At 60.9% G+C, this 22,975-nt stretch carries 20 protein-coding genes; 14 read left to right on the top strand and 6 right to left on the bottom strand.

The features are described 5' to 3' along the window. The first annotated feature begins 3 nt into the window (after window positions 1-3). The 5 genes from cheR (at window position 4) to flgE (ending at window position 4,027) form a co-directional block, all read left to right on the top strand. Complete coding sequence (gene cheR / locus GFU70_RS21510) at window positions 4-831, top strand: protein-glutamate O-methyltransferase CheR (protein WP_003204735.1); 828 nt, start codon at window positions 4-6, stop codon at window positions 829-831. A 270-nt stretch (window positions 832-1,101) separates the two neighbouring features. Beyond that, window positions 1,102-1,509 carry a flagellar basal body rod protein FlgB gene (gene flgB / locus GFU70_RS21505; protein ID WP_058544892.1) on the top strand — a complete coding sequence of 136 codons (408 nt, stop codon included), beginning with the start codon at window positions 1,102-1,104 and terminating at the stop codon, window positions 1,507-1,509. Window positions 1,510-1,512: 3 nt separating this feature from the next. After that, window positions 1,513-1,956, top strand: coding sequence for a flagellar basal body rod protein FlgC (flgC, locus tag GFU70_RS21500; protein WP_058544893.1), 444 nt, complete (start codon window positions 1,513-1,515; stop codon window positions 1,954-1,956). Between the two features lie 15 nt (window positions 1,957-1,971). Beyond that, window positions 1,972-2,694, top strand: a complete 723-nt coding sequence (gene flgD / locus GFU70_RS21495) for a flagellar hook assembly protein FlgD (RefSeq protein ID WP_058544894.1) — start codon at window positions 1,972-1,974, stop codon at window positions 2,692-2,694. 28 nt (window positions 2,695-2,722) lie between these two features. Beyond that, entirely contained in the window at window positions 2,723-4,027 is a 1,305-nt protein-coding gene (flgE, locus tag GFU70_RS21490) for a flagellar hook protein FlgE (RefSeq protein ID WP_116641479.1), read from the top strand. A gap of 175 nt (window positions 4,028-4,202) precedes the next feature. On the opposite strand, the gene GFU70_RS21485 is transcribed toward flgE, so the two are convergent. Continuing rightward, the gene (locus GFU70_RS21485; protein ID WP_153388792.1) at window positions 4,203-7,094 is read right to left on the bottom strand and encodes a ribonucleoside-diphosphate reductase subunit alpha; all 2,892 of its coding nucleotides are present in this window, start codon (window positions 7,092-7,094) and stop codon (window positions 4,203-4,205) included. An 899-nt stretch (window positions 7,095-7,993) separates the two neighbouring features. Here GFU70_RS21485 and GFU70_RS21480 point away from each other — a divergent pair. Continuing rightward, a complete protein-coding gene (locus tag GFU70_RS21480) occupies window positions 7,994-8,716 on the top strand; it encodes a response regulator transcription factor (protein WP_058542323.1) in 723 nt (240 codons plus the stop codon). Further along, window positions 8,713-10,323: an ATP-binding protein gene (locus GFU70_RS21475; RefSeq protein ID WP_153388791.1), complete on the top strand. Its 1,611-nt coding sequence runs from the start codon at window positions 8,713-8,715 to the stop codon at window positions 10,321-10,323. Before GFU70_RS21480 ends, GFU70_RS21475 begins: the two co-directional genes overlap by 4 nt. 131 nt (window positions 10,324-10,454) lie before the next feature. Here the strand turns inward: GFU70_RS21475 and GFU70_RS21470 are convergent, their stop codons facing one another. Both GFU70_RS21470 and GFU70_RS21465 read right to left on the bottom strand, forming a co-directional pair. After that, window positions 10,455-11,180 carry a 4'-phosphopantetheinyl transferase family protein gene (locus GFU70_RS21470; RefSeq protein WP_226920970.1) on the bottom strand — a complete coding sequence of 242 codons (726 nt, stop codon included), beginning with the start codon at window positions 11,178-11,180 and terminating at the stop codon, window positions 10,455-10,457. Between the two features lie 313 nt (window positions 11,181-11,493). Next, the gene (locus tag GFU70_RS21465; RefSeq protein ID WP_116641482.1) at window positions 11,494-12,285 is read right to left on the bottom strand and encodes a dienelactone hydrolase family protein; all 792 of its coding nucleotides are present in this window, start codon (window positions 12,283-12,285) and stop codon (window positions 11,494-11,496) included. Between the two features lie 144 nt (window positions 12,286-12,429). Between GFU70_RS21465 and GFU70_RS21460 the strand changes: the two genes are divergently transcribed. From GFU70_RS21460 to GFU70_RS21450, 3 genes are all read left to right on the top strand, one after another. Continuing rightward, complete coding sequence (locus GFU70_RS21460) at window positions 12,430-13,029, top strand: hypothetical protein (RefSeq protein WP_058542556.1); 600 nt, start codon at window positions 12,430-12,432, stop codon at window positions 13,027-13,029. A gap of 105 nt (window positions 13,030-13,134) precedes the next feature. Next, the gene (locus GFU70_RS21455) at window positions 13,135-13,812 is read left to right on the top strand and encodes a response regulator (RefSeq protein ID WP_058542557.1); all 678 of its coding nucleotides are present in this window, start codon (window positions 13,135-13,137) and stop codon (window positions 13,810-13,812) included. Beyond that, window positions 13,809-15,155, top strand: coding sequence for an ATP-binding protein (locus GFU70_RS21450; RefSeq protein ID WP_058542558.1), 1,347 nt, complete (start codon window positions 13,809-13,811; stop codon window positions 15,153-15,155). The genes GFU70_RS21455 and GFU70_RS21450 overlap by 4 nt, the downstream gene beginning before the upstream one ends. A 271-nt stretch (window positions 15,156-15,426) precedes the next feature. Here GFU70_RS21450 and GFU70_RS21445 read toward each other — a convergent pair whose 3' ends face one another. Continuing rightward, window positions 15,427-16,425, bottom strand: a complete 999-nt coding sequence (locus tag GFU70_RS21445; protein ID WP_058542559.1) for an AraC family transcriptional regulator — start codon at window positions 16,423-16,425, stop codon at window positions 15,427-15,429. A gap of 334 nt (window positions 16,426-16,759) precedes the next feature. Between GFU70_RS21445 and GFU70_RS21440 the strand changes: the two genes are divergently transcribed. Together GFU70_RS21440 and GFU70_RS21435 are read left to right on the top strand one after the other, a co-directional pair. Further along, complete coding sequence (locus tag GFU70_RS21440) at window positions 16,760-18,088, top strand: dicarboxylate/amino acid:cation symporter (RefSeq protein ID WP_058542560.1); 1,329 nt, start codon at window positions 16,760-16,762, stop codon at window positions 18,086-18,088. A 330-nt stretch (window positions 18,089-18,418) separates the two neighbouring features. After that, window positions 18,419-19,600: a CaiB/BaiF CoA transferase family protein gene (locus GFU70_RS21435; RefSeq protein ID WP_153388789.1), complete on the top strand. Its 1,182-nt coding sequence runs from the start codon at window positions 18,419-18,421 to the stop codon at window positions 19,598-19,600. Window positions 19,601-19,716: 116 nt separating this feature from the next. Here the strand turns inward: GFU70_RS21435 and GFU70_RS21430 are convergent, their stop codons facing one another. Next, the gene (locus tag GFU70_RS21430) at window positions 19,717-20,211 is read right to left on the bottom strand and encodes a SprT family zinc-dependent metalloprotease (protein WP_003204703.1); all 495 of its coding nucleotides are present in this window, start codon (window positions 20,209-20,211) and stop codon (window positions 19,717-19,719) included. Between the two features lie 174 nt (window positions 20,212-20,385). Then, window positions 20,386-20,988 carry a Yip1 family protein gene (locus GFU70_RS21425; RefSeq protein ID WP_058542562.1) on the bottom strand — a complete coding sequence of 201 codons (603 nt, stop codon included), beginning with the start codon at window positions 20,986-20,988 and terminating at the stop codon, window positions 20,386-20,388. A 402-nt stretch (window positions 20,989-21,390) separates the two neighbouring features. On the opposite strand from GFU70_RS21425, the gene ttcA reads away from it, so the two are divergent. Together ttcA and GFU70_RS21415 are read left to right on the top strand one after the other, a co-directional pair. Beyond that, the gene (gene ttcA / locus GFU70_RS21420) at window positions 21,391-22,215 is read left to right on the top strand and encodes a tRNA 2-thiocytidine(32) synthetase TtcA (protein WP_058542563.1); all 825 of its coding nucleotides are present in this window, start codon (window positions 21,391-21,393) and stop codon (window positions 22,213-22,215) included. 84 nt (window positions 22,216-22,299) lie between these two features. Continuing rightward, window positions 22,300-22,974 (top strand): DNA-3-methyladenine glycosylase I, encoded by a 675-nt coding sequence (locus tag GFU70_RS21415; RefSeq protein ID WP_153388788.1) that lies wholly within the window; start codon window positions 22,300-22,302, stop codon window positions 22,972-22,974. Window position 22,975 lies beyond the last annotated feature (1 nt).

The raw sequence follows: 22,975 nt of genomic DNA, 5'->3' as shown, positions 1-22,975 counted from the left end.
ATCTTGTCTACGGGTAATTTGGATTTCGAACAGTTCCGGGTCTTCCTGGAAAAAGCCTGTGGCATCTTGCTTGGTGAAAACAAGCAATACCTGGTGTCGAGCCGTCTCAATAAATTGATGGAACAACAGGGCCTCAAGTCATTGGGCGAACTGGTGCAGCGTATCCAGACCCAGCCGCGCAGTGGCTTGCGCGAGATGGTGGTGGACGCGATGACCACCAACGAAACCCTGTGGTTTCGTGACACCTATCCGTTCGAGGTATTGAAGAACAAAGTGCTGCCGGCGGCCATCAAGGCCAGCCCGGGCCAGCGTCTGCGGATCTGGTCGGCGGCCTGTTCGTCGGGGCAGGAACCCTATTCGCTGTCGATGTCCATCGACGAGTTCGAACGGTCCAACCTCGGCCAGCTGAAAGGCGGCGTGCAGATCGTCGCCACCGACCTGTCCGGGACCATGCTCAATAACTGCAAGACCGGTGAGTACGACAGCCTGGCCATCGGCCGGGGCCTGTCGCCGGATCGCCTGCAACGTTACTTCGACCCGAAAGGGCCGGGCAAATGGGTGGTCAAGGCACCGATCAAGAGTCGGGTGGAGTTCCGCTCGTTCAACCTGCTGGACAGCTATGCCAGCCTGGGCAAGTTCGACATCGTGTTTTGCCGCAACGTGCTGATCTACTTCTCCGCCGAAGTGAAGAAAGACATTCTGTTGCGTATCCATAGCACGCTCAAGCCGGGCGGCTACCTGTTCCTCGGCGCCTCCGAGGCGTTGAACGGTTTGCCGGATCATTACCAGATGGTCCAGTGCAGCCCGGGGATCATCTACCAGGCGAAGTGATTGGCTTGGGTTGTCAAAAAAACGGGAGTCCCACGGGGCTCCCGTTTTTTTGCCTGCCGATTTCCATTCACCACTGTGGGAGCGGGCTTGTTCCTCGTCGACTGGATGAAAGCGGCAGAAAAGCGGCAGCCTGCGGAAGCCAGTTGCCGCTTTTCTGGCATTGCCGCTTTGCCGATGCCCGCAAAGCCCCGGTTTATGGGCTTTTCCAAAGTGGCACGCTGCTTGCTAAGTTCATCGCACGTACATTCTGGTCACCCAAAGGTTTCCGACATGAGCATCAGCTTCGATAAAGCGCTCGGTATCCACGAACAGGCCCTGAGCTTCCGCGCCCAGCGTGCCGAAGTCCTGGCCAACAACATCGCCAACGCCGACACCCCGAACTACAAGGCGCGGGACCTGGACTTCTCCAAAGTGCTCGCCGAGCAGAACGAGAAGACCAAGAACGGCCACTTCGCCCTGAACACGACCAACAGCCGTCATATCGAAGCTGAAGGCTTGGGCAATGGCGATGAATCGCTGATGTATCGCACCCCGATGCAACCTTCGATCGACCAGAACACCGTGGACGCTCAACTGGAACAGTCCAACTACGCGGAAAACTCCGTGAACTTCCAGGCCAGCTTCACCCTGCTCAACAGCAAGTTCAAAGGGCTGGTATCGGCCCTGCGCGGAGAGTAAGCCATGTCGATCGCTAGCGTATTCAACATTGCCGGCAGTGCCATGAGTGCCCAGACCACTCGCCTGAACACTGTGGCCAGTAACATCGCCAACGCCGAGACCGTTTCGTCGAGCATCGACCAGACCTACCGCGCCCGTCACCCGGTATTCGCCACCATGTTCCAGGGCGGCCAGTCCGGCGGCAGCGGCTCGCTGTTCCAGGAGCAGGACGCGGCCGGGCAGGGCGTACAGGTGCTTGGCGTGGTCGAAGACCAGAGCAACCTCGACGCACGTTATGAACCAAACCATCCGGCCGCAGACGCCAAGGGTTATGTCTATTACCCGAACGTCAACGTCGTCGAAGAAATGGCCGACATGATTTCCGCCAGTCGTTCGTTCCAGACCAACGTCGAAATGATGAACACTGCCAAAACCATGATGCAGAAGGTCCTGACCCTCGGTCAGTGATAAGGGGCGATTCACATGAGCGTCACCAACACTACCAGCGGTTTGAGTCTCAACGAGATTCTGGCCAACTCCTCGGTCAAGACCAACACCACGACCGATGGCCTGGGCGCGGCAACCAGTGCAGCGACCGGCAAGAAGGAGTTGGGCAAGGATGCGTTCCTGCAGTTGCTGGTCACTCAGCTGAAAAACCAGAACCCGCTGGAGCCACAGGATAACGGCGAGTTCGTTGCCCAACTGGCGCAGTTCAGCAGCCTGGAAGGCATCACCACGCTCAACGAGACCGTGAGCGGCATCGCCGGCAACTACAACTCGTCCCAGGCCTTGCAGGCCTCGTCGCTGGTCGGTCGCTCGGTCATCGCTCCGGGCGACAAGGCCGTGGTCGATACCTCCAAGAGCCTCAACGGCACGGTGGTGGTACCGACATCGGTGTCTTCCGTCGCGGTCAAGATCGTGGACAAGGACGGCAAGACCGTTCGCACCATCGACCTGGGCAGCCAGAACGCCGGCAATTCGGCGTTCATCTGGGACGGCAAGAACGACGCGGGCACGACGGTCGAGTCGGGCACCTATACCTTCACCGCTTCGACCACTATCGACAGCAAGGCCGTGTCGCTGATCACTAACCTGCCGGCCACGGTCAGCAGCGTGACGATCAGCCAGACGGGCGGTGAGCTGATGCTCAACCTGGCCGGGCTGGGCAGCATCGCCCTGTCCAAAGTACAAACTATTGGTATGTAGAGCCGACTAACCGGCAAAAGGAGTCAACATGTCTTTCAACATCGGCCTTAGCGGTCTCTATGCAGCCAACAAACAGCTGGACGTGACCGGCAACAACATCGCCAACGTGGCGACCACCGGTTTCAAATCGTCCCGCGCGGAATTCGAAGACGTCTACTCGGCCACCAAGTTGGGCTCGGGCAGCAAGACCGTCGGCAACGGCGTACGCCTGGCCAACGTTTCCCAGCAGTTCGGCCAGGGTGATGTGAACAACACCGGCAACGTGCTGGACATGGGTATCCAGGGTCAGGGCTTCTTTGTCCTGAGCAACGACGGTTCGCTGAGCTACACCCGTGCCGGTACCTTCAAGACCGACAAGGAAGGCTTCATCACTAACAGCGATGGCACTTCACGCCTGCAGGGTTATGGCGTGGATGCCAATGGCAACATCCTCAACGGCATCCTGACCGACCTGCGCATCGACACCTCGAACCTGCCGCCGCAAGCCACCAGCCTGGTTTCGTCGACGATCAACCTGAACTCGACGGCGACGGCGATTGATCAGACTGATCCGGCCTTGGCGTTCGACCCGACCGATACGGCCACGTTCACAAAGCAATTCACCACCCCTGTCTACGATACCCAGGGTAACCAGCACTCCATGGACCAGTACATGGTCAAGACTGGCGCCAACACGTGGGATGTCTATACCTTGATCGATGGTCGTAACCTGGATGGCAGCGCGCCGGTCGCTCCGAACGCTCCGGTTCCTTCGACGATGACCTTTGATTCGAGTGGCAAGCTGGTCCAGGTCAGCACCCCGCCTGCGACCGTCAACAGCGATCTTGTGCTGACCGGTTGGGTGCCTGGTACTGTCACCAATGGCGTGTGGACCGCTAACGGCGCCGGTTCGTCGACGATTACGGTGTCCATGGCCAACACCACCCAGTTCAACGCCGACACCGCCCGCTCGATCCCTGCCCAGAACGGTTATGCCACCGGCCAGATCACCAACCTGACCATCGACGGCAGCGGTGTATTGCTGGCCAACTTCAGCAACAACCAGACCAAGCCGATCGGCCAGCTCGCCCTCGCCAGTTTCACCAACGAGCAAGGTTTGCAGCCGGTAGGCGGCACCAGCTGGAAAGAAACCTTCGCCTCGGGCATCCCGGGCTACGACGCCCCGGAAACCGGGACCCTGGGTTCGATCGTGTCCAACTCCCTGGAAGAATCCAACGTCAACCTGACCAACGAACTGGTCGAGCTGATCAAGGCCCAGAGCAACTACCAGGCGAACGCCAAGACCATCTCCACCCAGAGCACCATCATGCAGACCATCATTCAGATGGCTTGATGTCGATGGTGGCTTGAAGGCTGCACAAGAAGCCCCTCGCAAGAGGGGCTTTCTTTTGGTCGGGTATTTTGTATTGCCTGGGCTGCTTTCCTCCAGGCAAAAGAAAACCCCCGATAAACCAGCGGTCTATCGGGGGCTTCTTCAGCGGGCGCCTTTACGCGCCCACCCACTCAGCTTATTGGCAAGCTTCGCAATCCGGTTCGTCGATCGCGCAGGCCTTTGGCACTGGCGCCGGACCTGCTGGAGCAGCCAGGACCGAATCGTCACCGTGGTTGCCGCCGCTGGAAACAGCGTTCAGCTTGCCGGTGTTGATGGTCGACTTCTCGGTGCTGGTGGCGGCCAGGGCACGGAGGTAGTAAGTGGTTTTCAGGCCACGGTACCAAGCCATGCGATAGGTCACGTCGAGCTTCTTGCCCGAGGCGCCGGCGATGTACAGGTTCAGCGACTGAGCCTGGTCGATCCACTTCTGGCGACGGCTGGCGGCGTCGACGATCCACTTGGTGTCCACTTCGAACGCAGTGGCGTAGAGCGCTTTGAGCTCTTGCGGGATGCGTTCGATCTGCTGTACCGAGCCATCGTAGTACTTCAGGTCGTTGATCATGACCGAGTCCCACAGGCCGCGGGCCTTGAGGTCGCGAACCAGGTACGGGTTGATCACGGTGAATTCGCCCGACAGGTTCGATTTCACATACAGGTTCTGGTAGGTCGGTTCGATCGACTGCGACACGCCGGTGATGTTGGCAATGGTGGCGGTCGGTGCGATGGCCATGATGTTGGAGTTACGGATGCCTTTCTGCACACGGGCGCGAACCGGTGCCCAGTCCAGGGATTCGTTCAGGTCAACGTCGATGTACTTCTGGCCGCGCTGGGCGATCAGGATTTGTTGCGAGTCCAGCGGCAGGATGCCCTGGGACCACAGCGAGCCCTGGAACGTCTCGTAGGCGCCACGCTCGTCAGCCAGGTCGCAGGAAGCCTGGATCGCGTAGTAGCTGACCGCTTCCATGGACTTGTCGGCGAACTCGACGGCAGCGTCCGAACCGTACGGGATGTGCTGCAGGTACAAGGCGTCCTGGAAGCCCATGATGCCCAGGCCGACCGGACGGTGCTTGAAGTTGGAGTTCTTCGCCTGTGGCACCGAGTAGTAGTTGATGTCGATCACGTTGTCGAGCATGCGCACGGCGGTGTTCACGGTACGTTGCAGCTTGGCGGTGTCCAGCTTGCCGTCTTTGATGTGGTTCGGCAGGTTGATCGAGCCCAGGTTGCAGACCGCGATCTCATCCTTGTTGGTGTTCAGGGTGATTTCGGTGCACAGGTTCGAGCTGTGGACCACGCCCACGTGCTGCTGCGGGCTGCGCAGGTTGCACGGGTCCTTGAAGGTCAGCCATGGGTGGCCGGTTTCGAACAACATCGACAGCATCTTGCGCCACAGGTCTTTGGCCTGGACGACTTTGAACAGCTTGATCTTGTTGTACTCGGTCAGGGCTTCGTAGTACTCGTAGCGCTCTTCGAAAGCCTTGCCGGTCAGGTCGTGCAGGTCCGGCACTTCGGACGGCGAGAACAGGGTCCACTTGCCGTCGTCGAAGACGCGCTTCATGAACAGGTCAGGGATCCAGTTGGCGGTGTTCATGTCGTGGGTACGACGACGGTCATCACCAGTGTTCTTGCGCAGCTCGATGAACTCTTCGATGTCCATGTGCCAGGTTTCCAGGTAGGCGCAGACTGCGCCCTTGCGCTTGCCGCCCTGGTTGACCGCGACCGCGGTGTCGTTGACCACTTTGAGGAATGGCACGACGCCTTGGGATTTGCCGTTGGTGCCCTTGATGTACGAGCCCAACGCGCGAACCGGGGTCCAGTCGTTGCCCAGGCCGCCCGCGAATTTCGACAGCATGGCGTTGTCGTGGATGGCGCCGTAGATGCCCGACAGGTCATCCGGAACGGTGGTCAGGTAGCAGCTCGACAGTTGTGGACGCAGGGTACCGGCGTTGAACAGGGTCGGGGTCGAGGCCATGTAGTCGAAGGACGACAACAGGTTGTAGAACTCGATCGCACGGTCTTCGCGCTGCTTCTCTTCGATTGCCAGGCCCATGGCCACGCGCATGAAGAAGATCTGCGGCAGTTCGAAACGCACGCCATCCTTGTGGATGAAGTAGCGGTCGTACAGGGTTTGCAGGCCCAGGTAGGTGAACTGCTGGTCGCGCTCGTGGTTGATCGCCTTGCCGAGTTTCTCCAGGTCGAATTCGGCCAGGACCGGGTTCAGCAATTCGAACTCGATACCCTTGGCAACATAAGCTGGCAACGCCTTGGCGTACAGGTCGACCATTTCGTGGTGGGTCGCGCTCTCGGCGACTTCCAGGAAGCTCAGGCCTTCGGCACGCAGGGTGTCCATCAGCAGGCGGGCGGTCACGAAGGAGTAGTTCGGCTCGCGTTCCACCAGGGTCCGCGCGGTCATCACCAGCGCGGTGTTGACGTCCTTGAGCGCAACGCCGTCATAGAGGTTCTTCAGGGTTTCGCGCTGGATCAGGTCGCCATCGACTTCTTCCAGGCCTTCGCAGGCCTCGGTGACGATGGTGTTCAGGCGGCCCATGTCCAGCGGCGCCAGGCTGCCGTCGGCGCGGGCGATGCGGATCGAAGGGTGGGCCTGGACCGGTGCGTCGGCCGGGGAGCGGGTAGCACGTTCCTTGGCGCGGGAGTCACGGTAGATCACGTAGTCGCGGGCCACTTTCTGCTCGCCGGCACGCATGAGGGCCAGTTCGACCTGGTCCTGGATTTCTTCGATGTGAATGGTGCCGCCCGAAGGCATGCGACGCTTGAAGGTCGCGGTGACCTGTTCGGTCAGGCGGGCCACGGTGTCGTGGATTCGCGACGAAGCGGCAGCGGTGCCACCTTCAACTGCGAGGAACGCTTTGGTGATGGCGACGGTGATCTTGTCATCGGTGTAAGGAACGACAGTGCCGTTACGCTTGATCACACGCAGTTGGCCCGGCGCGGTGGCGGACAGATCCGGGGTCGAATCGGCGGCCAGCGGCGCGGTGCCCTGCGGGTTCTCGCGAGTTGTGTCGGTGTGCATGGGTGTCTCCACGTTCTCTATGTTTGTTTGGGCACCATCACGGTGCCCACCGTTCCGTCCTGAAGCACTACAACCGACTGGCGCCGGGCATAACAACTTCGGGACAGTAGGAAGCGGGCGTTTAATGCCGCTTCCATCCGAAGTTCTCAGGTTACGAGCGAGGCTCGAAACCAGGTTGCCGGGGTGGCAGCAATTGACTGCAACACCCGTACCGTTTCGGTCGTTTTCGACCTGGAAACAGTTGCCATCCGCAGGGGCGGTCTGGGCTTGGGGAAATACGGTGTTTCAGCTGGACAGAAGCAAGAAAAGCGCTTGAATTCTCTGTCCGACTTGTGTTTGGTTTTTGGCCTGAAACCCTACATGTAGGGTTTTTTGCGCGGCGGGCTACAAGATAATGCGTTTTTGGGGGGTATGCAACGTACTACCTGTGGATAAGCCTGTGCGTAATTTGTGTGCGAAACGTGGAACGGCTCTGTAGGCCGCGACCTAGCTGGAGTGGACCTTTTTTCGCCGGTTTCGACGATCCGAAAACCGCCCGATGATTTTTGCGGGCGCGGACATTACCACAGAAAACCCAGCCGATCGAAACGCATTTGTTCGCTTGTTTTCTGCGCAGGCGACGTTTATACAATCGGCCCATGCGTGGGTGTGTTTATCCTCCTTTAACATGACAAAAAGATGGGGGAGGGTCTGTATTCGAAGCGAACACTTGTGGCGAGGGGATTTATCCCCGCTGGGCTGCGCAGCAGCCCCACATTGGCGACCGTGCGTGTCAGACAGAACGCAAGGGGCCGCTTCGCGACCCAGCGGGGATAAATCCCCTCGCCACAGGGATTTGTGTTCGCCACAGGATTTTGTGTTGATCCTTCCTTTTATATTCACAGCAAGACGAGGCCCCAGTGGAACAAGAAGCCTGGCAGGTATTGATCGTCGAGGATGACCAGCGTCTGGCCGAGCTGACCCGGGAATATCTCGAAAGCAACGGGCTGCGTGTCGCCATCGAAGGCGACGGCGCGGTGGCGGCGGCGCGGATCATTGCCGAACAGCCGGACCTGGTCGTTCTCGACCTGATGCTGCCCGGCGAAGACGGCCTGAGCATCTGCCGCAAGGTGCGCGAACATTATGACGGGCCGATCCTGATGCTCACCGCCCGCACCGACGACACCGATCAGATCCAGGGCCTGGACCTGGGCGCCGATGATTACGTCTGCAAGCCGGTTCGTCCGCGTTTGCTGTTGGCGCGCATCCAGGCCCTGCTGCGGCGCAGCGAACCGGAACCGAGCGTGGCGCAGAAGCAGCGACGCCTGCAATTCGGCCCGTTGGTAGTCGACGACGCCCTGCGCGAAGCCTGGTTGCAGGGCAACGGTATCGAGCTGACCAGCGCCGAATTCGACCTGCTGTGGCTGCTGGTGTCCAATGCCGGACGCATCCTGTCCCGGGAAGAAATCTTCACCGCCCTGCGCGGCATTGGTTATGACGGCCAGGACCGTTCCATCGATGTGCGCATTTCACGCATCCGCCCCAAGATCGGCGATGACCCGGACCATCCACGGCTGATCAAGACCATTCGCAGCAAGGGCTACCTGTTCGTTCCTGAAGCCTGCGTAGACCTGGCACCGTGAATTCGATCTTCCTGCGTATTTATGGCGGCATGTGCGCCGCACTGGTGCTGGTGGCGGTCCTCGGCGTACTGGCCCTGCACCTGCTCAACCAGACCCGCAGCGAGCAATACCGCGAGCGCCTGGCCCACGGCACGTTTTCATTGATGGCCGATAACCTGCGGCCGATGAACGATACCGAGCGTCGCCGGGCGTTGGCGGTGTGGGAGCGCCTGCTGGGTATTCCCCTGGCCTTGCAGACGTTTCCCCAGACCGACCTGGACCTCGGCCAGCGCACCCGCGTACTGCGCGGCCAGGCATTGGTGGAGCAGACCGGGCCGCACGCGGCAAAAGTCTATCGGCTGGTCAATGATGCCGAGCAATTGATGTTGGTCGGGGAGGTTCAGCAGATCAGCGAGCAACTGGCCCGCGCAACCATTTACCTGTTGGCCGATGAACTGGTGCGTTACCCCGTGGCCGAACAACCTAAACGGCTGGCGCAACTGGCGCAGGAAAAAGGCTTTGGTTTCGACCTGCGACTCATGACCGTCGAGCAGGCGGACATGGACGAAGACCAGCGCCGTCGTGTGTCCGAGGGCGATACGGTAATGGCGCTGGGCAAGGGCGGCGACTCCATCCGGGTCTTCGCCGGCATGGTCGGCACGCCGTGGGTGTTGGAGATCGGTCCGCTGTACCAGATGAATCCTTATCCGCCGCAATGGCTGGTGCTGATCGCGGCGCTGGGCTTGAGCCTGATCGGGTTGATCGTCTACCTGTTGGTGCGCCAATTGGAGCGGCGCCTGCGTGGCCTGGAGTCGGCCGCCACACAGATCGCCCAAGGCAGCCTGGAAACCCGGGTGCCGGCCCGAGGTGTCGACTCGGTCGGGCGACTGGCCGCGGCGTTCAACGGCATGGCCGAACATCTGCAACAACTGTTGGCGATTCAGCGTGAGCTGGTGCGGGCGGTGTCCCACGAATTGCGTACGCCGGTGGCGCGTCTGCGCTTCGGCCTGGAAATGCTCGGCAGCGCCAGCACGCCCCAGGCCCGGGACAAATACCTGGCGGGCATGGACCACGACATTGAAGACCTGGATCGGTTGGTGGACGAAATGCTCACCTACGCGCGGCTGGAGCAGGGTTCACCGGCCTTGAACTTTCAGCGAGTGGACCTGGATGCGCTGGTCAATCAAGTGATCGATGAACTGGGCCTGTTGCGGGCCGGGGTCACGGTCGAGCGCGGTCTCTGCCTGTCGGCCGCCGATTGTGATGGCGCCTGGGTCGAGGCCGAGCCTCGTTTTCTGCATCGTGCCCTGCAGAACCTGGTGAGCAATGCCATGCGTCACGCCAGTTCCCGGGTCACCGTCAGCTATCAGGTGGGCCAGTTGCGCTGCCGGGTGGATGTGGAAGACGATGGGCCCGGCGTGCCGGAAGCGGCGTGGGAGCGGATCTTCAAGCCCTTCCTGCGCCTGGACGACAGCCGCGCCCGGGCGTCGGGCGGCCATGGGCTGGGGTTGTCGATCGTGCGACGGATCATCCACTGGCACGACGGCCGGGCGCTGATCGGCAAGAGCAAGAGCCTGGGCGGGGCGTGCTTCAGTTTGAGTTGGCCGAGGCATCAGGACAGGTCTTGATAGGAGGGGTGCCTGATCGATCGCCATCGCGGGTAAGCCTTGCTCCCACAGCAAACGACACTCAAGGAGGGAACACTGACCTGTGGGAGCAAGGCTTGCCCGCGATGAGGCCCTGAAAAGCAGCACAGTGCTCAGGCCCTGATCCCCACCAGGCTCAATAGCTGCCCATCCTTCACCCCAAACTGCCCCTGCAACTCACTGCCATGGCGCCACTCGTTCGACAGGTCGGTCAGCAAGCGCAGGCGCACCAGTCCATCGTGTGTCCATTCCAGCACCTCGGCATGCTCGAAATAAAAGCGTTGCCTGACGATGGGGTACAGCGCTTTGAACAGGCTTTCTTTCACTGAAAAGGTCAGGGTCACCAGCAAGGCCCGATCATCGTGCGCGAGCCCGGTCATGCGCTGCAACTCTGGCGAGGTGAGGATTTCACCGGCCAGGCGTTCGGCGCGCTCGGGGTCGAGCAGGTTTTCCACGTCCATGCCCAGCCCTTGCCAGTGATTTTTTTTCGCGACGATAGCCGCCGCCCGACCCGTGCTGTGGGTGATCGAGCCGCTGACATGGGCCGGCCACACCGGGGCACGGTCTTCGCCGATGGCCGGCACGCAGGCTTGGCCGTCGAGCCGTTGCAATGCCGCCCGGGCGCAGATCCGCCCGGCCAGGAATTCTGCCTGGCGCTTGGCGACCGAGCGCTGGATGCTCGCCGGGGGCTCGATGGCACTGTTGGGGAAGTCGGCGCCCACCAGCAACAATGGGTCAAAGCGCGTGCTCAGCAGCACCGTGTCGGGCAGGGCGTCGGACAATAGCCAGTGTTCATCCAGGGACGAGCAACAAGCGGGCAGGGTGGGGAGTGTATTCATGCCGGGCATTTTGCCGGGTTGGCGGGAGGCTGGGTAGTGGGGCAGAAGAGGGATAGGCTCTGTGGCAAGGGAGCTTGCACCCACTGGGCTCTGTAGGAGCTGTGTAGGAGCTGTCGAGTGCAACGAGGCTGCGATCTTTCTCCAGCCACTTGAATCTCAAGCGAAAGATCAAAAGATCAAAAGATCAAAAGATCAAAAGATCAAAAGATCAAAAGATCAAAAGATCAAAAGATCAAAAGATCGCAGGCTTCGCCAGCTCCTACAAAGCGTTGCGTAGTCGAGCGGGAACAAGCTCCCCTGCCATAGGGGGATTTCAGCCAAAGATTTTCTTGAAGAACTTCTGCATATCCGCCCACGACTGCTCATCGGCTTCCTTGTTGTAGCCAATGTCCGGTCCACCATGTTCGCCGTGGCTCAAGCGGTCGGCGTCGGGGTTGCTGAAGCCGTGCTTGGCGCCTTCGAGGCTGACGAATTCATAGTCGGCGCCGGCCTTGTCCATCTCGCTCTTGAACGCGGTGACGTTGTCCTGGGTGACCATGCTGTCCTGGGCGCCATGCTCGACCAGCACCTTGGCCTTGACGCTGCCAGGCGTTGCCGGAGTATTGGTCACCAGCGCACCGTGGAAGCTCACCACGCCGGCCAGCGGCACACCCTGGCGCGCCGCGTCGAGCACCACCTTGCCGCCGAAGCAGTAGCCGATGGCGGCGAGTTTGTGCGGATCGGTCTGGGGCTGTTTCTTCAGCAGGTCGAGACCGGCCTGGAAGCGGGCACTGGCCGCCGCGCCGTCCTTGAGCGCCGCCTGCATGAAAGCCATGGCGTCCTTGGGGTGCTCGGTGTTCTTGCCGTCGCCGTACATGTCGATAGCCAGGGCGCTGTAGCCCAGGCCTGCGAGATCACGGGCACGGCGCTTGGCATATTCGTTCAGCCCCCACCATTCATGCACCACCACCACACCCGGCCGCGGGCCTTTGACGGCGTCGTCATACGCGTAATAGCCGATCAGCTGGGTGCCGTCGGCACTGGTGTAGGGGATCTCCTGGGTCTGGATGGCGGCGTGGCTCACACCGCTCATGGCCAGAAGTACAACAGCAAGCAGCCTGCGCATGACGGATCTCCTTATAAAAGTGGTCCGCACAGATTAGCCGATTCATTCAGCGCAGGTTCAGAGAACGTTCAAGGGGTGTTCAGGGATCGCTGGTTAAGGTGGCGGCGACTTCACAAAATACCCACGCTGCAAAGGAACTTGATCATGACTGCTATGAAAAAACTGCTGTTGGCTTTCACCGTGCTGGGCGCCACCGCCCTGGCCCACGCCGATGACAACTTCGCCAGCCTGACCCTCGGCCAGACCAGCGACAAGGTGAAGAAATCCAACGCCCTGGACAGCGCCCTGAACAACCCGAACGCCGATGGCGTCATCGGCAAGGACACCACGTATGGCCTGCGACTGGGCAAGCAAAACGATCAGGGCCGCTACTACGCCACCTACGACAACGTCTCGGGCACCCACAACGGCATCAAGCTGCGCCAGGAAAACCTGCTGGGCAGCTACGATGTGTTCTATCCGGTCACCAGCAGCACCAAGCTGTTCGGTGGTGGCACGGTGGGCCTGACCAAACTGACCCAGGATTCTCCCGGCTTCAGCCGCGACAGCGACATCGGTTACGCAGTGGGCTTGCAAGGGGGCGTGCTGCAACAAATTTCGCAAAACACCTCGGTTGAACTGGGTTACCGTTACCTGCGCAGCAATGCCAGCACCGAGATGAGCCCGCACGGTGGCGACAAGGTTGGCTCGCTGGACCTGACCAGCAGCGCCCAGACGTACCTGTCCGCCAACTACACGTTCTAGACGGTTGATGGTGAGCGTATCCCGCCGGATCGGTCGAAGACGATCCGGCGCCTTTCGTTGAGGTGCGCGGCACTGGATTGTTTGATTTGCCTGGGGAGAGGCTCCATGAAATTACTGGTCGTCGAAGACGAAGCGCTGTTGCGCCACCACCTGCAAACTCGTCTCACCGACAGCGGCCATGTGGTGCAGGCCGTGGCCAATGCCGAAGAGGCCTTGTACCAGGTCCGGGAATTCAACCATGACCTGGCGGTGATCGACCTGGGCCTGCCGGGCATCAGCGGGCTGGAACTGATCCGCCGGCTGCGCTCGCAGGACAAGACGTTTCCCATCCTGATCCTGACCGCCCGCGGCAATTGGCAGGACAAGGTCGAAGGCCTGGCCGCCGGTGCCGACGACTACGTGGTCAAGCCGTTTCAGTTCGAAGAGCTGGAGGCCCGCTTGAACGCCCTGTTGCGCCGCTCCAGTGGTTTTACCCAATCGACCATCGTAGCCGGTCCGTTGCTGCTGGACCTCAATCGCAAGCAGGCGTCCCTCGATGAGCAACCGCTGGCGTTGACCGCCTACGAGTACCGCATCCTCGAATACCTCATGCGCCATCACCAGCAAGTGGTGGCCAAGGACCGCTTGATGGAGCAGCTTTACCCCGATGACGACGAGCGCGATCCCAATGTCATCGAAGTGCTGGTCGGGCGCCTGCGTCGTAAGCTGGAAGCCCCGGCCGGCTTCAAGCCGATCGACACCGTGCGTGGCCTGGGTTACCTGTTCAACGAGCGCTGCCAGTGATTCGTTCGCTTCGCCTGCGCTTGATGCTGGCCGCCATGACCCTGGCGGTGCTGTTCATGCTGGCCTTGTTGCCGGCCATGCAAGGCGCGTTCAGCCTGGCGCTACAGGAATCCATCGAGCAACGCCTGGCCTCGGACGTGACCACGCTGATTTCCGCCGCCCGGGTGGAAAACAATCGCTTGAAGATGCCGGCGCAGTTGCCCGATGAGCGTTTCAACCTCGCCGATGCCCGCCTGCTGGGCTACATCTATGATCGCGAGGGGCGCCTGGTCTGGCGATCCAAGGCCACCCGGGAAGAAAACATCAACTACACGCCACGCTATGACGGCTTGGGCAACCAGTTCGCGCGCATTCGCGAGAACGACGGCCAGGAGTTTTTTGTCTATGACGTCGAGATCAAGCTGCTCGGCGGCCAGAGCGCGGCGTTCAGCATCGTCACCCTGCAGCCGGTGCGCGACTATGAAGTGACGCTGCAAGGGTTGCGGGACAATCTCTATCTGGGCTTTGGTGCGGCCCTGGCGGTGTTGCTGGCCTTGTTGTGGATCGGCCTGACCTGGGGCCTTCGGGCCTTGCGGCGCTTGAGCCAGGAGCTGGACGAAATCGAAAGCGGGACTCGCGAAAGCCTCAGTACCGAGCATCCCCGGGAACTGTTGCGCCTGACCGGCTCCCTCAACCGCCTGCTGCACGGCGAGCGGGAGCAACGCAGCCGTTATCGCGATTCCCTCGATGATCTGGCCCACAGCTTGAAGACTCCGTTGGCGGTGTTGCAGGGCGTCAGCGAAGACATGGCCCGGCGCCCCGAGGACCGTGGACAGGCTTGGGTGCTGCAATCCCAGATCGAGCGCATGAGCCAGCAGATCGGCTACCAACTGCAACGCGCCAGCTTGCGCAAGAGCGGGCTGGTGCGCCATCAGGTGCGCTTGCGCCCGGTGCTGCAAAGCCTGTGCGACACCCTGGACAAGGTCTATCGAGACAAACGGGTCAATGTCAGTTTCGATCTGCCGGAGCACTGCCAGGTGCCGATCGAACAGGGCGCCTTGCTGGAGATGCTCGGCAACCTGCTGGAAAACGCCTATCGGCTGTGCCTGGGCGAGGTGCGCGTCAGCGTGCATCAGACCCTCGGCGGCACGGAGTTGAGTGTCGAGGACGATGGACCGGGCGTGCCACCGGATCAACGTGCACGGATTCTCCAACGGGGCGAGCGACTGGATCGCCAGCATCCGGGGCAGGGGATCGGGCTGGCCGTGGTGAAGGACATCATCGAGAGCTACGGCGCCAAGTTGACCCTGGGGGATTCAGAGCTGGGCGGGGCGGCGTTCAGGATTCATTTTCCGGTGGTTTGACTGGGATATTTTCGCTGTGTGCGAGCCCCTGTGGCCCGAGATGCTCCGCTGGGCCTGTAGGAGCTGTGGAGCTGTGGAGCTGTGGAGCTGTGGAGCTGTGTAGGAGCTGTCGAGTGCAACGAGGCTGCGATCTTTCCCCTGACACTTGAATCCAAAGCGAAAGATCAAAATCAAAAGATCGCAGGCTTCGCCAGTTCCTACAACGCAGCCCAACGGGGATAAACCCCCTCGCCACAGGGGGTTTATCCCCGCAGAAACTGGATGTCATCACTCAATTCTCCAACTCCCGATAAGCCCCCGGCGTCAGCCCCGTCCACTTCTTGAACGCCCGGTGAAACGCCGACGGTTCGGAGAACCCCAGCTGCTCGGCGATCTGCTGCAACGACAAATCCGCACGCCCCAGATGATAGATGGCGATATCCCGCCGCAGCTGATCCTTGAGTTCCTGGAAGCTGGTGCCTTCCTCACGCAAATGCCGGCGCAAGGTTTGCGGGCTGATGTGCAAATGGCCGGCGACGGTGTCCAGGTCGGGCCAGCGCGCGGTGTCGCGGCTGAGCAAGCGGCGCAGCTGGCTGCTCAGGCTGTGGCCATCGTCCGGGCGCGACAGCAGGTCGGCGGGGGAGCGTTCGAGGAAATGCTTGAGGGTGCGTTCGTCCTGCAGCAGCGGCATGTCCAGGTAGCGGCTGTGGAACAACAGGCTGCTGTTGTGTGCGTCGAACACCAGCGGACAGGGAAACAGTAGGTCGTATTCGGCACCGTGGGCGGGCTTGGTGTAGCCGAAGGTCGCCTGTTCCAGGCCGATCCGCTGGCCGATCAGCCAACTGGCAAGGCGATGCCAGACGACCAGCAAGCTTTCAGTCAGGAAATGATCCGGGTCCCACAGCGTCGAATCGTCCAGCACCAACCGCACTCGCTCGCCTTCGGCTTCCAGCGTCAGGCTCGGCGCGTCGGGGAACAGGCTATAGAACAGCAAGCCGCGCTGCAGGGCCTTGCCCAAGGTCCGACAGTGGATCAACGCGTGACACATCATGGCAAACGTCCCGGGTTTACTCGCAGCCCTGCCGAATCCCAGGTATTCGTCCCCCAATGCCAGCCACAGCGCCTGCAACAGGCGCGCGAACTGCTCGGGCGCAATCCGCGCGCGCGGCTCATCCAACAGCTCTGGGCTGATGCCCAGCTGTTGCAACACAGGAAAATAGTCGAAGCCTTGCCGACGCGCGCCGCCCAGGGCTGCGCGGGCGAAGTGGCTGGCGATCGTGCGTTGGCGCATGGCTGAAGTCCGTCCGTTGAGCGGGCGATGGTAGCAGGGCACTGCGGCTCGACAAGGCGGATATCCGCCAAATCCCGGAGTGAGAAACGCCCTGTGGGCGGAAATCCGCCACATTCCACGCCCGTGTTTAACCCGCGAATAGTTCCAGGGCCCTTCTGCAATAACGCTTGTAGGGAGTTTCTGAAAAATGGCACGGGCCTTGCGATAGAGCACCCAGGTCTGCCGCGTGCAGCCGACAAAAAACAAATCCCTCCAGTGCAGGAGGGTTCGCAATTGAGGTGCCGTGGACGACAGGTGGAAGTCGTCATGCGGGACTCTTGAGGAAGGTTTGCCCATGACGACTCGTCAGCCACTGTACAAATCCCTGTATTTCCAGGTGATCGTAGCCATTGCCATCGGTATTTTGCTCGGCCACTTCTACCCGCAGACCGGTGTTGCCCTCAAGCCATTCGGCGACGGGTTCATCAAACTGATCAAAATGGTCATCGCCCCCATCATTTTCTGTACTGTCGTGAGCGGCATCGCCGGCATGCAGAACATGAAGTCGGTGGGCAAGACCGGTGGCTACGCGCTGCTGTACTTCGAAATCGTTTCCACCATCGCCCTGCTGATTGGCCTGGTCGTGGTCAACGTCGTGCAACCGGGCGCCGGCATGCACATCGATGTGTCGAGCCTGGACACCAGCAAGATCGCCGGTTTCATCAATGCCGGTAAAGACCAGAGCATCATCGCCTTCATCCTCAACGTGATCCCCAACACTATCGTGGGTGCGTTCGCCAACGGCGACATCCTGCAGGTGCTGATGTTCTCGGTGATCTTCGGTTTTGCCCTGCATCGCCTGGGTGCCTACGGCAAGCCGGTGCTGGACTTCATCGATCGCTTCGCCCATGTGATGTTCATCATCATCAACATGATCATGAAGCTGGCCCCCCTCGGTGCCTTCGGTGCCATGGCCTTCACCATCGGCGCCTACGGTGTCGGTTCGCTGGTACAACTGGGCCAGCTGATGATCTGCTTCTACATCACCTGCGTGGTGTTCGTGCTGGTAGTGCTGGGCGCCATCTGCCGCGCCCACGGCTTCAGCGTCGTCAAGCTGATCCGCTACATCCGTGAAGAGCTGCTGATCGTGCTGGGCACTTCCTCATCGGAATCGGCCCTGCCACGCATGTTGATCAAGATGGAGCGCCTGGGTGCCAAGAAGTCGGTCGTAGGCCTGGTCATCCCGACTGGCTACTCGTTCAACCTCGACGGTACTTCGATCTACCTGACCATGGCCGCGGTGTTCATCGCCCAGGCCACCGACACCCCGATGGACCTCACTCACCAGATCACCCTGCTGCTGGTGCTGCTGCTGTCGTCCAAAGGTGCTGCTGGCGTGACCGGTAGCGGCTTCATCGTACTGGCCGCCACCCTGTCGGCTGTGGGTACCTTGCCGGTGGCCGGCCTGGCATTGATCCTGGGCATCGACCGCTTCATGTCCGAAGCCCGCGCCCTGACCAACCTGGTGGGCAACGCCGTCGCCACGATCGTGGTTGCCAAGTGGGTCAAGGAGCTGGACGAAGACCAGTTGCACACCGAGCTGGCTTCCGGTGGTCGTGGTATCTCCGACGTCCGTGAAGAAGATGATCTGGTTGCAACGGCTGAAGCCGCGCCAGCGAAGTAATCTTCAGGCTGCAATGAAAAACCCGCTTCGGCGGGTTTTTTTGCGCCGTGTTTTCCGGGGGAGGTACTTCTGTGGCGAGGAGCTTGCTCCCGCTGGGCTGTAGGAGCTGTCGAGTGCAACGAGGCTGCGATCTTTCCACAGACATTTGAGACTCAAGCGAAAGATCAAAAGATCGTCCGAACGCGGCCCGAGCCTTCGCCAGCGCCTACAGAGCCCAGCGGGAGCAAGCTCCCTCGCTGAGCGGATTTGTCAGCCCGAACGACACCTGCGGTGATTGCCCCACCACCAGCCTCTGCCTAGTCTCTAGCCATCACCCCTCGGAGATCGCCCATGCAAGGCCCACTGGCATCGCTCAAGGTTCTGGACTTTTCGACCCTGCTGCCCGGCCCGTTCGCCTCGCTGTTGCTGGCGGACATGGGGGCCGAGGTGTTACGCATCGAGTCGCCGACCCGCCAGGACCTGTTGCGGATACTGCCGCCCCATGACCAAGGGGTATCGGCCAGCCACGCCTACCTCAACCGCAACAAGCGCAGCCTGGCCCTGGACCTCAAACAGCCGGAGGCGTTGGCGGTGGTGACGCAATTGCTGGGGGCCTACGACATCCTGCTGGAACAGTTCCGCCCCGGCGTGATGGAGCGACTGGGCCTGGGGTACGAGGCCTTGAAGGCGATCAATCCGCGGCTGATCTACGTGTCGATCACCGGCTACGGCCAGACCGGGCCCTACAAGGACCGCGCTGGTCACGACATCAATTACCTGGCCCTGGCGGGTCTGGCCAGCCACACCGGCCGTGCCGACAGCGGTCCGTTGCCGTTGGGCATCCAGGCGGCGGACATTGCCGGTGGTTCGTTGCACGGGGTGATCGGGCTGCTGGCGGCGGTCATCGCCCGTCAGCAGACCGGGCAGGGCCAGCACCTGGACGTGAGCATGACGGACTGTGTGTTCAGCCTCAACGCCATGGCCGGTGCCGGTTACCTGGCCTGCGGTGTCGAGCCGGGTTGGGAGGACCAACTGCTCAACGGCGGCAGCTTCTATGACTATTACCGCACCCGCGATGGCCGCTGGATGTCGGTGGGCAGCCTGGAACCGGCGTTCATGCAGGCACTGTGCGAGGCCTTGGGGCGGCCGGAACTGGCGGCCCAGGGGTTGTCGCCCAAGCCTGAACACCAACACGCCCTTAAGCAGGCGTTGCAAGCCGAGTTTGAAAAACATGATTTTGCCGAGCTGTGCAGCTTGTTTGCAGGGATCGATGCCTGCGTCGAGCCGGTGCTGAGCCTGGAGGAGGCGGTGCGGCATCCGCAGTTACAGGCTCGGGGGCTGGTGACACAGGTGCCCCGGGGTGATGGTTCGAGCCAGGCGCAGATGGCCTGTCCGTTGAAGTTTTGCGAAGGGTTGCCCAAGCCTCGGCATATTGGCGCAGGGCTGGGGGCGCATACGGACCAGGTGTTGGGGGAGTTGGGGTTCAGTGCGCAGCGGATCGCTCAATTGCGCAGTGCCAAGGTGATTATGTAGTGCCCTTTAGGGCCTCATTGCGAGCAAGCTCCCCACATTGGATCTTCGCCGCTCACACCCCCCCTGTGGGAGCGAGCTTGCTCGCGATGAGGACCGCCAGACACCACAAAGCCTGACTACTCGACCCGGGTCTCCCCACTGAACACCAAGGTATTGCGGCAGCTACGGCACAAATACCGCCGCCCCTGGCGCACCAGGCTGTGGCGCTGGGCCGAGAACGGGAAGTCGCTGCCGTCGCAGGGGCATTTATAGATGTAGCGGGTCACGCTACGGCGTTTGATTTCGTAGGTGTGGCAGCGGTTGGGCGGCAGTTCGTACACCCCGCGCATGATCAACTGCCACTCTTCGCCATGGGGCTGGATGCGTTCGCCAAACAGTTGATGGGCAATCAGGTGCGCGACTTCATGGGCGACGGTTTGCTTGAGGAAGTCTTCGGCGTTTTCCCGGTACAACTGCGGATTGAAGCGCAGCAGATTTTCATGCAGGTGCGCAACGCCGGCCTTCTGGCCACGCAATTTGAAGCTGACCACTGGGCGTTTGAAAGGACGTTTGAAAAAGGATTCGGCTTGTTGGTAACACTCTTCGACGCGGGTATTGAGTTGCTCGAGCATGCTTTACGGGTCTCCAGAAGCCCGAGTATGCCGCAAGCGTCGGCCGTTGCGAATCGTCCAGGCGCCCAGTGGTCGTTTCGAGCGGCTCAAACACAGGAAGGCCGCCTTGCGGCGGCCTGTGTCGGCAGATCCTGCTTTTTTATTGGAGGGTGCTATCGGGACCGTTTCAATCCTTCAATTGGTATAGACCGGGCCGACGCCCAGCCCCCAGACGATGACCGTGAACGCCATGATGGCCACCAGCACCACCAGGCCGACGGCGAGCACCGAACTGGAAAACAGAAAACCTTCGTCCTGGGGTATGTTCATGAACGTCGGCAAGCCCACATACAGCAGGTAGACCGTGTAGCAGATTGCCGCCGTGCCGACGATCATCCCCAGCCACATGTGCGGGTAGAGCGCGGCCAGGCCGCCGATGAACAAAGGTGTGGCGGTGTAGGTGGCGAACGCGACGCAACGGGCCAGGCTCGGATTGGCGTCATAGGTGCGGGCCATCCAGTGGATGAAGGCGCCCATCACTGCCACACCGCCCAACATGGCCAGGTACGACATGACAGTCATCCATAGCGCACTTTCCTGGGTAAGCATGACCGGTGCACGATTGCCGATGACCCATCCCACCTGCGTGGTGCCGATGAACGCCGATACCGCGGGAATGGCCGCCAGGATCAGCGTGTGGGTGAGGTACATGTGGCTGATGCTTTCCTCCTGATCGCCACGGATTTCTTTCCATTCTTGATCAGGGTGGGTAAAGAGCCCCACGACATGATGGATCATAGTCAGTCACTCCTTTGTTATTGCCATCGCCCCCCAACGGAGCGCCTACGGGCCAAATGGCCGGGTAAGTAAAGGTCTGTAAGTGTGTGCGACCTTATGTCGCAGTATAGAAAGGAGTCACCGCAAGGGGGATGGGGGGCTTAGAGCAAATCGCGCTGTAGGTCGTGGTGCTAATCGCCGATGGGTCTGTACACAGCCCTGGCATGGAAATTCACCTTGTGGGAGCAGGGCTTGCCCGCGATGCGCGCGATGCGGTCTTTCAGAAACCCAGCTGTCTGTTTTCGCGAGCAAGCTTTGCTCCCACAATGGTCTCGCCACAAAAGTGTCGGTCATCAGCCTTCGCCGGCGGCGGATTTTTGCGTAAAATGCCGGCCTTTCGTCACACCTCACGGATCTCGCGTCATGGGCACTCTTACGGTCAACCAGAACAAACTGCAGAAGCGCCTGCGCCGCCAGGCCGGTGAGGCGGTCGCCGATTTCAACATGATCGAGGACGGCGACAAGGTCATGGTCTGCCTGTCCGGCGGCAAGGACAGCTACACCTTGCTCGATGTGCTGATGCATCTGCAGAAGGTTGCGCCGATCAAGTTCGACATCGTCGCGGTGAACATGGACCAGAAGCAGCCCGGGTTCCCCGAGCATGTGCTGCCGGCCTACCTTGAGTCGCTGGGCGTGGAATATCACATCGTCGAGAAAGACACCTATTCGGTGGTCAAGGAACTGATTCCCGAAGGCAAGACCACCTGTTCGCTGTGCTCACGCCTGCGGCGCGGAACGCTCTACACCTTCGCCGACGAGATCGGCGCAACCAAGATGGCCCTGGGGCACCACCGCGACGACATCGTCGAGACCTTCTTCCTGAACATGTTCTACAACGGCTCGCTCAAGGCCATGCCGCCCAAGCTGCGCGCCGATGACGGGCGCAACGTGGTGATCCGCCCGCTGGCCTATTGCAGCGAGAAAGACATCCAGGCCTATTCGGATTTCAAGCAATTCCCGATCATTCCCTGCAACCTGTGCGGCTCCCAGGAAAACCTGCAACGCCAGGTGGTCAAGGAGATGCTCCAGGAATGGGAGCGCAAGACGCCGGGCCGTACCGAGAGCATTTTCCGCGGCTTGCAGAATGTCGTTCCGTCGCAGTTGGCGGACCGCAACCTGTTCGACTTCACCAGCCTGCGCATCGATGAAAACGCCACGCCGCGGTTCGTCAATGTGGTGAACCTCTGACGAGGGCAGGGCTTCTATTCACGGCGCCAGTGGCCATGCAGGCCACTTAGGGCGCCGTTTTCATTTCCGACCCCAGGAGAGGGCATGCGCGATTACAAGTGGCTGCACGAGTACTGTCTGAACCGCTTCGGTTCGGCGGCTGAACTGGAAGCCCACCTGCCGGTGCCCAAGACCCCGGCGCAACTGCGCAAGATCAGCGACGACCGCTACCTCTCGACCATGGCGCTGCGGGTGTTCCGCGCCGGGCTCAAGCACAGTCTGGTGGACGCCAAATGGCCGGCCTTCGAAGAGGTGTTCTTCAAGTTCGATCCGGAGAAAGTCGTGCTGATGAGCGCCGAGCATCTGGAGCGGCTGATGCAGGACGCGCGGATCATCCGCCACCTGGGCAAGCTCAAGAGCGTGCCGCGCAACGCGCAGTTGATACTGGATGTGGCCCATGAAAAGGGCAGCTTCAGCGCGCTGGTCGCCGATTGGCCGGTGACCGACATCGTCGGCCTGTGGACCTACCTGAAAAAGCACGGCCATCAACTGGGCGGCCTGTCGGCGCCGCGCTTCTTGCGGATGATGGGCAAGGACACCTTCGTGCCCAGTTATGACGTAGTGGCGGCGCTCAATGCCCAGGACATCATCGACAAAGTCCCCACCAGCCTGCGAGACCTGGCGACCGTGCAGAATGCCTTCAACCAGTGGCATGAAGAGAGTGGTGGGCGGCCGATGTCGCAGATTTCGATGATGCTGGCGTATACCGTCAATCATTGAG

It is taken from the genome of Pseudomonas brassicacearum (genome assembly GCF_009601685.2).
Taxonomy (GTDB): Bacteria; Pseudomonadota; Gammaproteobacteria; order Pseudomonadales; family Pseudomonadaceae; genus Aquipseudomonas; species Aquipseudomonas kilonensis_B.
Note: the sequence above shows the minus strand (reverse complement) of the source record. Positions and strands in the feature narration are given on the sequence as shown.